This is a genomic window from Serratia sp. 14-2641 (assembly GCF_001692375.1).
Classification (GTDB): domain Bacteria; phylum Pseudomonadota; class Gammaproteobacteria; order Enterobacterales; family Enterobacteriaceae; genus Chania; species Chania fonticola_C.
Window position 1 is genome coordinate 134,301 of record NZ_LXKR01000101.1, and the last position, 13,399, is coordinate 147,699.

The window sequence follows — 13,399 nt, forward strand, 5'->3', positions numbered from 1 at the left end:
TCAGATCCTTAATTCATGTTCATCGCCACCGGCACTCCAGAGCCATGGCCCTGCCGCACGGCCATCAATTGCGCCTGCTTCTGCTCGGCTGGCGGTATGTTAGCCATGGTCACCCCTGCACAGCGGGTGGTACCGACATAGCGCACCACGTCACGCATGGCCTGCACCTTCATGGCACACTGATAGAACTGCGAGCCACGCATCAGATACAGTTGCTTCATTGGCCGGGTGGTTTCCAGGCTAAAGCCACCTTCACCCAGCGGGGTCCAGGACAGCACGTTAAGAGGAATGCCGTTAACCAAAGGCCTATCCTGCTCATCCAGCATTCTGCCCAACCAGGTGTAACGCGAAGTCACCTCAATATTCCGGCGCAGCACTTTCCCCGGCACCATAAACGCCATACGCGTTCCCGCCCCTCGGCGGATCTCGCTGCTGATACCGGCAGGAGCGCTAAGTGATTCGTTGATATCAAAGGTGGTTGGCTGATAGCCCGGTACGGTAAACAGTGCCCGGCTGTTGCTGCGTACGTCCGTCTGGCCGCTGCCGTCTACCGCTACGCTGATCAATGCGGCACGGCTTTCTTCCCCTGCATCCACCCCAACCGTGATCGCGGAGGCCGGGCGGCCATCTCCCCAGCGTCCCCAATAAAGTCCGCTGCGATCGACCAACAAAGAAGAGCTATAGCTGCCGCTGCTGCTGAGCGTGTGCCGGTTCGCTACCTTGTCATAGGCGTCACTGACGGCGAAGCTGCCGTTACCGTACTGTCCACCGGCACGGGCGTAGGTTGCAGCGGTCAGGGTCTGGCTATTGACGCCATAAATCGAAGCCCCCATCTCATTTTGCCCGCTCTCATCCATATAGCGGCTGTAGTTGGCGTTATAACTGAGTTGCCCTTCCCCACGCTGGCTATTGCGATAGTTGGCGCCCAGAGAGGTAGTGCTGTTAGTGGCACCGCCACGGCGCCCGGAGAACGATAGGCTGACGGTGAAGTAGCCGCCTTTGTCGGTTCCCTGCTGGCCGCTATCATGGCGCCTGAAAGCGCTGACTGCGCTATTGATGTTAATGTCGTTGAACGCAAAGGAACGGCTGACCCCAATCTGCCAGGTTTGACTACGCGAACGCGTCGTGTAGATCTGCTCCCAAGGGGCGACATCCTGATGGTTGTCATCATTGCCAGACAGTTCACTGCGATAGCGGTAACGCCCTCCACTGCTGTTAAGCGAGTAGCCAATATTGGCAAACCACTGCGCGAGCGGGACTGAAAGCATCAGGTTGGAACTCTGGTAACAACCGCTAAAACCATAGTTTCTCTGTTGAGAGCCGCAGTCAGGCACCGAGAGGGCCGAGCGGTAGAAACTCAATGAAAAACCGTCGTTATAGTTTATTTGCTGAATATTTCCCCGCGTCCCCTCGCTACCGGCCAGATAACTGGCGCGAGCCGTCATGACGCCATCCAACGGGCCACTGTTAAAACCATGGCTCCAGTCCGCCGCCCCTTCCCAGTAGTGTTCGTCGCTCAATATCGTACTACCCGCCGTCAGCGACAGCGAATCGGTCAACGGAATACGCAACCCGCCTTGCACCACCCGCCGATCGTCCGCCATAGGATGCGTATCGTGGTCTACTTCAACCCCGGCTTGCAGGAACCACTGAGGGCCATTGAGCTGAGACACACCGGTGTTGGTATAAGGAACGGTTTCTGTCCTGACTAACTGGTTATCCTCATAGATCCGCAATGTGACGGTATAGCTGCCGCTGGGGAAGGTACGCGTATCCAGTTCCTGTGCCCCGGCATTCAGGTAAAAGGAAGACAGTAACTGTTCGTCACGATAGGCGTCGATGCGAGCGTTGCGCGAAAGGAAGACCGAGACCGGGGTCCCACGGGAAACCTGGCTCTGGTTGACCCAGGCCATGGTCGAACCAGCCCGTACCCCACGGATCTTGCCAATCGGCAATTGGCTCAGGTTGATGTTGCCCCCCGCGTTGCTGAAGATGTCACGGGAGTCCATCATACCGCCTTGCAGATAGAGGCTTTTCCACAAGTCCTGCCGAAAATAGGCATTATTCATCTCTATCTGCTGATGGTTGCTATGGCGATAGCGCTGTCCCGTATAGAACCAGTCGGCATTAAGATAGCCATTTTCAGTGACGCCCAGTGAGCCAGTCCCCTGCAGCGACAATGACTGATAGCTTTCATCAGCAACAAAATTGAGGTTTTGCTGATGGATCAGCGCATTTTCACTTTCTGCTGTCGCCTGATAGAAACCGCTACCGACAGCTTTTTTCGGGAGGTACTGACGGTCAAGGAACAGGTTAACCCGGGAATTATTCTCGTCATAGATGATGCCAACCGTCTGGGTTTCCAGATAGTCGCAACTTGGCGCGTTACCATTACCGCTGCAGGCAAGGTTGCCATTACGCGCGAGCGGTTGCCCCAGCGCTGTCATCAATTGTGCACCAAGCTCAGGATCGTCGTTGAACTGTTGCTTCACGGCATCAGCCAGTTCCGCTGGCTTTATGAAGACAACCTGTTCCAGATTAATATTGGCTTCATAAAGCCCGAGAGACTTGCCATAAAGGGAAACATCAACCCAAACAAGCTGCCCTTGTGCCAAGGCCTCGAAGCCTGGTGGAATTTTAGGGGTAGCCGACGAATCGTGTTGCATAATCATAAGGCCTACCAACAACCCTGCAGATAGGCTAGCGCGAAAAGCCATTATTCATCCCTGATAAAAATGGGGCTAAGAGCCCCATAAGATATGAAAACAAACTTTTGAATTGGGTCGCCTTAAGGAGCCTTGGTCGCCTGAGTCACCACCAGGCTAACAATGCCGCTGTAGGTGCCAGTGGCGATAGTGCCTTGCGTGGTCTGGGCAAAACGCAGCGGCAGAACGTCTGAACCATTTTCGATTCCCGCAGGGAACAGGGTCGCCGCTTCCAGCAGTTGGTTGGTGGTGGTCAGTACCGTTTCACCCAGGCTTACGGTCAATGGGATCTTGTTAACCCCATTGACATCCGCCAGGCTCGCGGCTCTGACCAGGCGAACGTTAACGCCAGCGGTAGCGTTGTTAGACCAGACCTTGGTGTTCAGGTTAAAAGGCGTCAGGCCTTTGCCTGGCAAATACTGCATATCGATGCTGCTTGGCAAACCGGTATTATCAGGTTGCGTCATATCAATCGTCGCATCCACGTTGGCATTCACAGTAATATCTTTCTGCACTGCCTGAACTGAAAATACGGCAGCCATGGTTGAAACGATCAGCAGTGGTTTAATAAACTTTTTCATAAAATCTCCATTTTATTTTATAAATAACATCCAACTTTACTCACCCCATAAGATCGGGGCTATACATGATTTGACTCCACACTTAAAGCTTTACAGACAAATCAATTTCTTCAACGCGCTTCTTAAGCCAGTTAAAATAACGCGCTTTATATTTCTTCCCTGGCATTACCATTAGCGAGGCAATTTTAAGCTCGGTACCGGGATATATCGTGGTGGTTTCTTTTTTCCAGTTGCAAACACCGCCCTGGTCACAAACCCCCACCTCTCGTAGCGGAATACGCAACGTACCATCATTGATAACCTGGCCGCGCTGTGCATCCAGCGTCAGGCTGGCAACGGCCTTTTTAGGCGCAACGTGGACCAATGCTCCCCATACCAGGTTGATACCTACCTTGGTCGTGGTCATCTGTGGGCTGGCAGCAGCGACGTTATCTTCTAATTCCGGCACGCCTTCAAAATAAACTCGCCAGGTGGTTTCTTTTTCCGGTAACTCCAGCGCGACCAACCGTACAAGGCGTTGGCTACCTGCCGAGATAGCCAATTTTTGCGGCGTTATCACCAGCGAGCTTTGTCCAAATTGTTCAACGTCCGCTTCTTGTTCTTGTTTAGTGCCGGGATTTAGTATTTGTTTTTCTGTTACCTTGACGAATTGCACCGCGTCGCTTTGGGATATAACCCTTATTTGAGCGGCTCCAGTTTCGCCGATCCCGACTTCCATAGGATAAACGCTCATATTAGCCAATACATAACCTGGTAAAAAACAAAAAATAGCAACACCACTCAGGCGTTTAATAATATTGAGCTTCATGATTAATCCGTAATGAGAGTCTTTTATATCAAACTTTAAAACACAGCCAACTCCAGCCACGCTTAGTCTCGTAAAATTCGCAGCAAGTATAAAAACCAATGAGCACGCAGATCAACATAATAATTATAATAAAAAAAACAAGAACAACACCTTCAGTAAGCTCATGATAAAAAACAAGATAATTTTTAATTATAACAAACAGAAATAAACAAATTATAATATTTAAGATGAATTACAAGATGAGGTTTTAATCAATGGCGCAATACGGGGAAAATTAGCCTGGCAAGCCAGGCCGGTGACAGCATTTTCGCTGTCTTATTCAGTTCAGGCAGAGTTCCTCTCCGCCTGAACGAGAAAGCAAGAATTGATAGCTGAGGATTAAGTTAACGGCTACTCGGCAATATCCGCGTCACCGCTAGCCAATTGCATTATTTCGCGCACTACGCTAGTAGCGAAACTGCCTGCCGGTAACCAGAAACGTAATTCCACGGTGAAATCATCCCACCAGTTCCACTGCATTTTCTGCGGCTGTAGCAGCAAGGCCCGTCGTGCAGGCTCTACGCGCTCACGCTTTAACAGACTCAGCAATTCCGGCTGTTGCGCCAGGCAACTTTGTTCAAACTCCAGTACCTCTGCGGCAGTTCCCGGCTCACCATCCCCCGGCAACGGAGCGGTGATCATCAGTTCACCTGCGTCTAACCGTTGTTGCAGGGTGGCTAGCTCTTCCGCTTTGGCCACGAACCAGCTCCCGCGGCCAGTCAGCTGTAACGCATCCCCTTCCAGCACCGTTTGCTGCTGTTGGTTAGCCAAACGCTGGCTGGTAATGAGGTTGAACAACGCACTGCGGCTGGCAGACAGGTAGAAGCTACGTTTGCTGCGTTCCTTGACCCGGATCTCATCGTTGGCCCAGCGACGTGCCATCGTCAGGTTGTTGCCACCACGGCCAAAGCGCTGGCTGCCAAAGTAGTTCGGCACGCCGCCCGCCGCGATGGCCTGCAAACGCTGCTCTACTTCTTGGCGATCGCTGATCTGGCGCAGCACCAAGGTAAATTCGTTACCCTTCAACGTACCGATGCGCAGCTTACGTAGGTGGCGAGCGGCCTGTAGCACTTCGCAGCCTTCCAACGCAAACTGGCGGAGATCGGGAGATTCTTTCCCCGGCAGATGCAGACAGAACCACTGCTCGGTGACCGCATGGCGATCTTTCAAACCGGCATAGCTGACCGAACGGGCATGAATGCCGGCAAACTTCGCCAGATAGTCCGCCACAAACTGGGTGTTGCAGCCGTTCTTGCGGATATTCACCAGCAGGTGCTCACCTTCGCCGTCCGGCGTAAAGCCCAGATCCTCAACCACCACAAAGTCTTCCGGGTTGGCTTTCAGCACGCCGGTAGCCGCTGGCTTGCCGTGCAACCAGGTCAGATTAGCCATGTCCATGCGTTATTCCTTGATCAACAAGGCAACCGCTTCGCAGGCAATGCCTTCGCCACGGCCAGTAAAGCCCAGTTGCTCGGTGGTGGTCGCTTTGACGTTAACGTCGTCCATATGGCATTGCAGATCTTCCGCCAGGAAGATGCGCATCTGAGGAATGTGTGGTGCCATCTTCGGTGCCTGCGCAATGATGGTGACATCCAGATTACCCAGACGATAGCCCTTGGCACGAATGCGTTTCCAAGCTTCGCGCAGCAGCTCGCGGCTGTCTGCCCCTTTGAAAGCCGGATCGGTATCCGGGAACAGCTTGCCGATATCCCCCAACGCCGCCGCCCCCAGCAGGGCGTCGGTGGCCGCATGCAGCGCCACGTCACCATCGGAGTGAGCCAGCAGTCCTTTTTCATAAGGAATGCGAACACCGCCGATCACCAACGGCCCTTCGCCGCCAAATTTATGGACATCAAAACCGTGACCGATACGCATGATGCGCTCCTTTAGTTGTTCAACTGAGTCAAATAGAACGCCGCCAGCGCCAAATCCTCTGGCCGCGTCACTTTAATATTGTCCGCACGCCCCGCCACCAGCAGCGGATGATAGCCGCAATGCTCCAGCGCCGAGGCTTCATCGGTTACCGTCGCCCCTTCATCCAGGGCGCGTTGCAGGCAGAGTTTAAGCAATTCCAGCGGGAATAGCTGCGGCGTCAGTGCATGCCACAAATCCTGACGCTCAACGGTGTGCGAGATGATGCTTTGGCCCACCTGCGCACGCTTCATGGTATCACGCACCGGTGCGGCAAGAATGCCGCCGACCTTACTGTGTGCCGTGATCGCGAGCAATCGCTCCAGATCGTCGGGGTGCAGGCAAGGGCGAGCAGCATCGTGTACCAAAACCCAGTGTGCGTTGCCTGCCAATTGCAGCCCGGCCAGTACCGAATCGGCGCGCTGCTGCCCACCCTCAGTGACCAGGACCCGCGGATCGCTGGCGATCGATAATGTCTTGAATTGTTGGTCTTCGGGGCTGATGGCCACGATCACCTGGGTAATACGCGGATGGCGCAGCAAAGCGTGGATCGCGTGCTCAAGAATGGTTTGATGGCCGATGGTTAAATATTGCTTCGGGCACTCGGCCTGCATACGGCTGCCAATACCGGCAGCGGGCAGGACGGCGATCACCTGAGGGGAGGAGCCTACGAATGGATTCATGCGTTACTTCGGTGGGTTGTTCTGTGTGGCAGACGCCGCGTTGCGCCCGGAAGGTTCAGGAACCAGACGATAGAAAGTCTCGCCGGGCTTGATCATGCCCAGTTCATTACGTGCGCGTTCTTCTATCGCTTCCTGACCGCCGTTCAGGTCGTCGATCTCGGCAAACAGCTGATCGTTACGCGCTTTCAATTTGGCATTGTTGCTCTGCTGAGCCACAACGTCATCATTGACCCGTACATAATCGTGAATACCATTCTTCCCCAGCCACAGCGAATACTGTAACCAGCCAAGCAGCGCCAGCAATAGCAGCGTCAGTTTTCCCATCTCCGCCCCCTAAAAAAAGCGCTTAATCATCCCACAACTTGCCGTTTGACTCCACAGCAGCAGCGGCTTTTCACCTGTAGCCATCAAGCGTAATCAGAATTTCCTGAGTTTAGCGCCTGATTGTCGCCTGAAAGCGGCATTAAATCCAGGTGGCCGCAGGCAGCATGGATCGACGGGCACCGCATGCTGCTGCATACATCGACATCATGCACACATCGTCACCCCACATCAGTATGCAGTAAGAATAACTGGGCTGAGGGTATTTTTACCGACATTTAAGCCAGTTTTTAAATAATTATTCATATTTAACACTGTTAGCATTTTCATCATCAGGTAGGGGTTGTGTTTTTATTCATGTAAGTTTATTTTTATGCATCTAAAGTGCATAAATAAATCCAATGTATAACCTTTACTTAACGACTCAACTTATTCGGGGATTGCTCATGTTAAAACGTTTAGTGCTGATTAGTGCCTGCCTGGCGGCCACTTTTTCCGCCGCTTCCTTTGCCGCAGAACCGACGTATGTTGTCGGCTCCGGCGGTACCTATCGTCCGTTCGAATACGAAAACAGCAAAAAAGAGCTGGAAGGTTTTGATATCGATGTGATCAAGGCCGTCGCCAAAGCGGAAGGTTTCCAGGTGAAGCTGGTAAATACGCCGTGGGAAGGCATCTTTGCCACCCTGAACTCTGGTGACCGCGACATCATCATTTCCGGCATCACCATTACCGACAAGCGCAAGCAGATGGTCGACTTCTCTACGCCGTACTTCCCGGCAGAGCAGGCTATCGTAGTCCCTAAAGAGTCTACGGTAGACTCCATCGACGCGCTGAAAACCCTGAAGGTGGGCGTGGTTAACTCCAGCACCGGCGACATCGTGGTTTCCGACGTCTTGGGTAAGAACAGCACCTCCATTAAGCGTTTTGATAATACCCCGCTGCTGCTGCAAGAGCTGTATGAAGATGGTATTGGCGCGGCCGTGGGTGACGTTGGCGTGGCCAAGTTCTATATCAAGACCCACCCGGAGAAAGAGTTCAAGCTGGTGTCAGACGCCAAGTTTGAGCGCCAGTATTTCGGCATTGCGGTGGCCAAGGGCAACGATGAGCTGCGCAACAAGATTAACAGCGGCCTGAAGAAAATCATCGCCGATGGCACCTACGCCAAAATCTACCAGACCTGGTTCGACAGCAACGTCCCTACGCTGCCAGCAGAATAAACCAGCTGTAAATAGGGGCGCAATTGACTGTGCCCCTACGTATCAATGACCTGCAAGTTCGCACTACCACCGTAAGGATTCTATTTTGTCAGCATTCCGTTGGGAGATCATTGAGGAATACGCTCCGCTGTTTATGGAGGGTGCCTGGATGACCATCAAATGTACCATCATCTGCGTGATCCTGGGCACCACTTGGGGGCTACTCCTCGGCTTAGGCCGCCTGGCGCAGGCTCCGCACGGCATCTGGAAACCGATCCTGCACTATTGCGTGCAATGGCCGGTGCGCATCTACATTAGCGCCTTCCGGGGCACGCCGCTGTTTGTGCAAATCATGGTGGTCCACTTCGCGTTGGTGCCGCTGTTTATCAATCCGCGTGACGGCCTGCTGGTCAGCAACGGTTTGATGAGCGTCGACTTCGCGCGCGCATTACGTTCCGATTACGGTGCCTTCCTGTCTTGCGTAGTCGCCATCACGTTGAACGCCGGTGCCTACGTCTCGGAGATCTTCCGTGCCGGGATCCAGTCGATCGATCGCGGCCAGATGGAGGCATCGCGCTCGTTGGGAATGGGCTACGGCAAAACCATGCGTAAGGTGATCCTGCCGCAGGCCTTCCGCCGCATGCTGCCACCGCTCGGCAACAACGCCATCGCCATCGTCAAGGATTCGTCCCTGGCCTCCGCGATTGGTCTGGCGGATCTGGCTTATGCCGCGCGTACCGTTTCCGGCGCGTACGCCACCTACTGGGAGCCCTATCTGACTATTTCAGTGATCTATTGGATCATCACCTTCCTGCTCTCGCTGATGGTGCAACACATGGAAAAAAGGTTCGGTAAAAGTGATTCGCGTACATAACCTGCAAAAACAATTTGGCGAAGCCCACGTGCTGCGCGGGATCTCCTGCCAGATCGCGCCGAAAGAAGTGGTGTGTATTATCGGCCCATCCGGCTCCGGTAAAAGTACCTTTCTGCGCTGTATCAACGCGCTGGAAACGCTTTCTGGCGGTGAGATTGACGTTAACGGCTTTGCCATTCACGACCAGAAGACCGATCTGAACAAGATGCGTGAAAGCGTGGGCATGGTATTCCAACGCTTTAACCTGTTCCCACACATGACGGTGTTGGAAAACATCATCATGGCGCCGATGGAGGTGAAAAAACTGTCCCGCAGCGAGGCCATTGAACGTGCCGAAGTGCTACTGAATAAAGTAGGCCTGCTGGACAAGATCGATGCCTATCCCAGCAGCCTGTCCGGCGGGCAGCAACAGCGTGTCGCCATCGCCCGCGCATTGGCGATGGAACCGCAAATCATGCTGTTTGATGAGCCTACCTCAGCGCTGGATCCGGAGTTGGTCGGTGAAGTGCTGGCGGTGATGAAAGCGCTGGCCCTTGAAGGCATGACAATGGTGGTGGTAACCCACGAAATGGGCTTCGCCCGTGAAGTGGCTGATCGGGTGCTGTTTATCGATCAGGGGATTATTCAGGAAGAAGGCACACCGGAGCACATCTTCGGTAACCCGACCAATCCACGCACCCAGGCATTTTTAAGCAAAGTTTTGTAACCTTCGGCACCGCTTTGACATCTCTTGGACGCATGTCCCCTCACCCCAACCCTCTCCCACAGGGAGAGGGAGTCGGCCCAGTGCTAGCGGCAGGAACCGAAGCCAATCTTTCGCTTTGAGCTGATTCGGGGTCTAGATAGGCACAAACTCAATCTGTGGCACATGCTGTCCCCTCTCCTGGGGGTGAGGGCGTCTGGATTACCAACCGCTCAGAAAGCTGAACACCAGCCAGAACAGACAAATGACGGTGATACCGGTCAGCAGCAGCGTGAGGAACAAACGCCCGCGCAGCACCACGCTGAAGACGATACCCAGCAGCACGGAGGCCGGCATCAAAGCCAGGAAAAACGGCCAGGTATAGAGAAGGAAAAACAAGGTGTTAGAGCCGTAAACCAGAAAAGGCACGGTAAACGCCAACCAATAGAAGACAAAGCCGCTAGTACCGCCCAAAAAGGAGTATGAGGGTTCCTCTGGCTCGAGTTGGCTATCAATCAATAGTGGCGTGGCATTTTGCATAGCGTTCCCTGGTCTATTGGCTCGCTCTGCGGCGACTTACTAGAGTAAAAAGCGCGTGGCTGGATCACGCCATGCGCCTTTTGCGAATTCAGGGTTTGATAATAGCCTGACCACGCAGCAGGTCTAACAATTGCGCGGTCAAATTTGTTACCAATTGTTCACCATTAAGCCGGATATCCGGTCGTTCCGGCGCTTCATACACCGAGTCGATACCGGTGAAATTACGCAGTTCACCAGCGCGGGCCTTTTTGTACAATCCTTTCGGATCGCGAGCCTCACAAATTGCCAGCGGAGTGTCGACAAACACTTCGATAAACTGCCCCTCTGCCAACATTTCCCGCACCATCTGCCGTTCGGCACGGTGCGGTGAGATAAACGCCGTCAACACCACCAGCCCGGCATCCACCATCAGTTTGGCCACTTCACCCACCCGGCGGATATTCTCACGCCGATCGTCGTCAGAGAACCCCAAGTCGCGGCACAGGCCGTGGCGCACATTGTCGCCATCCAGCAGATAGGTGCTGACCCCCAACTGGTGCAACGCCTGTTCCAATGCCCCGGCCACGGTCGATTTCCCTGAACCAGACAGGCCGGTAAACCACAGCACCACACCCTGATGATCGTTCGCGGCTTCACGCTCCGCACGCGTTACCGCATGCGGGTGCCACACGACGTTTTCGTCTTTCGCTAACTCAGCCTCGGCCACGTTAATTCCCCTTCAGCAGGTCACGCGCACCCCAGTGTGGGAAATGCTTGCGTACCAAGGCGTTCAGCTCCAGTTCAAAGGCGCTGAAGTTCCCCGCCGCTGCCGGATTATCCTGCTGCAAGGCTTCGCGGATCAACCCCGCGCCAACCGTGACGTTAGTCAAACGATCGATAAAGATCAGGCCGCCGGTATCATGATTCTGTTGATAGCTGTCCAGCACCAGCGGTTCGTCGAAGGTAAGCTCCACCAGCCCAATGCCGTTCAAAGGCAACACATCGGCCTTATGCTGTGACAGCGAGTTAATCTCCACCTGATGGCGAATGCTCTCAACGCGGGCGCGGGTTTTCTTCCCGGCTACCTTGATGTCGTAGCTTTGGCCCGGCAACAGCGGCTGTTCTGCCATCCATACTACGTCTGCCAAGGCACTTTGCGTGGCCTGTAGGGTTTCGCTGGCATCCACCAGCAGGTCGCCCCGGCTGATATCGACTTCGTCTTTCAGCACCAGCGTGATCGCTTCACCCGGCCCCGCCTCCTGCAGATCGCCATCAAAGGTCACGATACGTGCCACGGTGGATTCAACGCCAGACGGCAGCACCTTGATGCGCTGGCCCACGCGGACCACACCGGCAGACAACGTACCGGCATAACCGCGGAAATCGAGGTTAGGGCGGTTGACGTATTGTACCGGGAAACGCAGCGGCTGATGTTCACGCTCGCTGATGACATCCACGCTTTCCAGCACTTCCAGCAGCGTCGGGCCGCTGTACCAAGGCATCTGTGTGCTCTGGGTAGCGACGTTGTCCCCGTCCAGTGCCGACAACGGGACGAATTTAATCTCCAGGTCGTTGGGCAACTGCTCGGCGAAGGTCAGGTAGTCCTGTTTGAACTGTTCAAACACCGCCTGGCTGTAATCCACCAGGTCCATTTTGTTCACCGCCACCACCAAATGGCGAATGCCAAGCAACGTGGCAATAAAGCTGTGGCGACGGGTCTGATCCAGCACGCCCTTGCGCGCATCGATCAGCAGGATCGCCAAGTCACAGGTCGAAGCACCGGTAGCCATATTGCGGGTGTACTGCTCGTGCCCTGGCGTATCGGCGATAATAAATTTGCGCTTTTCGGTCGAGAAATAGCGGTAGGCCACGTCGATGGTAATGCCCTGCTCACGTTCTGCCTGCAGGCCATCCACCAGCAAGGCCAGATCGAGCTTCTCCCCTTGGGTGCCGATGCGTTTGCTGTCGGTATGCAAGGTTGAGAGCTGATCTTCGTAGATCTGGCGGGTATCGTGCAGCAAGCGGCCAATCAGGGTGCTTTTGCCGTCGTCCACGCTGCCGCAGGTCAGGAAGCGTAGCAGGCTCTTGTGCTGCTGCGCGTGCAGGTAGGCTTCTACCCCGCCCTGTTCGGCGATTTGTTGTGCAATAACGTTGTTCATTCCGGCGGCTCCTTAGAAATACCCTTGGCGCTTTTTCAGCTCCATCGAACCGGACTGATCGCGGTCGATCATGCGGCCCTGACGTTCGCTGGTGGTGGAAACCAGCATTTCCTCGATGATCTCCGGCAGCGTCTGCGCTGAAGAATCCACCGCGCCGGTCAACGGCCAGCAGCCGAGGGTACGGAACCGCACCATACGCTGGCTGATCACTTCACCCGGTTGCAGATCGATACGATCGTCATCCACCATCATCAGCATGCCGTCGCGTTCCACCACCGGACGTGGTTTGGCCAGGTAGAGCGGAACGATGTCGATCTTCTCCAGGAAGATGTATTGCCAGATATCCAGCTCGGTCCAGTTCGACAGCGGGAACACGCGGATACTCTCGCCCTTGTTGATCTGGCCGTTATAGTTGTGCCACAGCTCTGGACGCTGGTTTTTCGGATCCCAACGGTGGAAGCGATCGCGGAAAGAGTAGATTCGCTCTTTGGCGCGGGATTTCTCTTCATCACGGCGTGCGCCACCGAAAGCAGCATCAAAGCCGTACTTGTTAAGCGCCTGCTTGAGGCCTTCAGTTTTCATGATATCAGTGTGCTTGGCGCTGCCGTGGACAAACGGGTTAATCCCCATCGCCACCCCTTCCGGGTTTTTATGGATCAGCAGCTCGAAACCGTACTCTTTGGCAGTACGATCGCGGAATTGGTACATTTCGTTGAATTTCCAGCCGGTATCCACATGCAGCAGTGGGAACGGCAGCGTGCCCGGGTAGAACGCCTTGCGTGCCAGATGCAGCATCACCGAGGAGTCTTTACCGATGGAATAGAGCATCACCGGATTGCCGAATTCGGCGGCCACTTCACGGATGATATGGATGCTCTCCGCCTCCAATTGCCGCAAATGAGTGAGTCGTTTTTGGTCCAT

The 13,399-nt window shown here is 54.4% G+C and carries 14 protein-coding genes; 3 read left to right on the forward strand and 11 right to left on the reverse strand.

What is annotated here, in order from left to right; genetic code table 11:
* Nucleotides 1-8 precede the first annotated feature (8 nt).
* The 7 genes from A6U95_RS28910 to ftsB form a co-directional block, all read right to left on the reverse strand.
* Entirely contained in the window at nt 9-2,672 is a 2,664-nt protein-coding gene (locus tag A6U95_RS28910; protein ID WP_206744304.1) for a TcfC E-set like domain-containing protein, read from the reverse strand.
* Nucleotides 2,673-2,788: 116 nt separating this feature from the next.
* Entirely contained in the window at nt 2,789-3,286 is a 498-nt protein-coding gene (locus tag A6U95_RS28915) for a CS1 type fimbrial major subunit (RefSeq protein ID WP_065687022.1), read from the reverse strand.
* Between the two features lie 82 nt (nt 3,287-3,368).
* Nucleotides 3,369-4,094, reverse strand: coding sequence for a fimbrial protein TcfA (locus A6U95_RS28920; RefSeq protein WP_074423421.1), 726 nt, complete (start codon nt 4,092-4,094; stop codon nt 3,369-3,371).
* Nucleotides 4,095-4,484: 390 nt separating this feature from the next.
* Nucleotides 4,485-5,531, reverse strand: coding sequence for a tRNA pseudouridine(13) synthase TruD (gene truD, locus A6U95_RS28925; RefSeq protein ID WP_065687023.1), 1,047 nt, complete (start codon nt 5,529-5,531; stop codon nt 4,485-4,487).
* A gap of 3 nt (nt 5,532-5,534) precedes the next feature.
* Nucleotides 5,535-6,008, reverse strand: a complete 474-nt coding sequence (gene ispF, locus A6U95_RS28930; RefSeq protein WP_021179414.1) for a 2-C-methyl-D-erythritol 2,4-cyclodiphosphate synthase — start codon at nt 6,006-6,008, stop codon at nt 5,535-5,537.
* Between the two features lie 11 nt (nt 6,009-6,019).
* Nucleotides 6,020-6,727: a 2-C-methyl-D-erythritol 4-phosphate cytidylyltransferase gene (ispD, locus tag A6U95_RS28935; RefSeq protein WP_065687024.1), complete on the reverse strand. Its 708-nt coding sequence runs from the start codon at nt 6,725-6,727 to the stop codon at nt 6,020-6,022.
* Nucleotides 6,728-6,730: 3 nt separating this feature from the next.
* On the reverse strand, nt 6,731-7,051 hold the full coding sequence (gene ftsB, locus A6U95_RS28940) for a cell division protein FtsB (RefSeq protein ID WP_024531004.1): 321 nt from the start codon (nt 7,049-7,051) through the stop codon (nt 6,731-6,733).
* Between the two features lie 443 nt (nt 7,052-7,494).
* On the opposite strand from ftsB, the gene A6U95_RS28945 reads away from it, so the two are divergent.
* From A6U95_RS28945 to A6U95_RS28955, 3 genes are all read left to right on the forward strand, one after another.
* Nucleotides 7,495-8,265: a basic amino acid ABC transporter substrate-binding protein gene (locus A6U95_RS28945; RefSeq protein ID WP_065687025.1), complete on the forward strand. Its 771-nt coding sequence runs from the start codon at nt 7,495-7,497 to the stop codon at nt 8,263-8,265.
* Nucleotides 8,266-8,350: 85 nt separating this feature from the next.
* Complete coding sequence (locus tag A6U95_RS28950; protein WP_024485716.1) at nt 8,351-9,118, forward strand: amino acid ABC transporter permease; 768 nt, start codon at nt 8,351-8,353, stop codon at nt 9,116-9,118.
* Entirely contained in the window at nt 9,102-9,824 is a 723-nt protein-coding gene (locus A6U95_RS28955) for an amino acid ABC transporter ATP-binding protein (protein ID WP_065687026.1), read from the forward strand. The genes A6U95_RS28950 and A6U95_RS28955 overlap by 17 nt, the downstream gene beginning before the upstream one ends.
* A 198-nt stretch (nt 9,825-10,022) precedes the next feature.
* Here the strand turns inward: A6U95_RS28955 and A6U95_RS28960 are convergent, their stop codons facing one another.
* The 4 genes from A6U95_RS28960 to cysD form a co-directional block, all read right to left on the reverse strand.
* Entirely contained in the window at nt 10,023-10,340 is a 318-nt protein-coding gene (locus A6U95_RS28960; RefSeq protein ID WP_065687027.1) for a DUF3561 family protein, read from the reverse strand.
* A gap of 88 nt (nt 10,341-10,428) precedes the next feature.
* Nucleotides 10,429-11,046, reverse strand: a complete 618-nt coding sequence (gene cysC / locus A6U95_RS28965; RefSeq protein ID WP_226906629.1) for an adenylyl-sulfate kinase — start codon at nt 11,044-11,046, stop codon at nt 10,429-10,431.
* Between the two features lies 1 nt (nt 11,047).
* Entirely contained in the window at nt 11,048-12,478 is a 1,431-nt protein-coding gene (cysN, locus tag A6U95_RS28970; protein ID WP_065687029.1) for a sulfate adenylyltransferase subunit CysN, read from the reverse strand.
* A 12-nt stretch (nt 12,479-12,490) separates the two neighbouring features.
* Nucleotides 12,491-13,399 (reverse strand): sulfate adenylyltransferase subunit CysD, encoded by a 909-nt coding sequence (cysD, locus tag A6U95_RS28975; RefSeq protein ID WP_024485711.1) that lies wholly within the window; start codon nt 13,397-13,399, stop codon nt 12,491-12,493.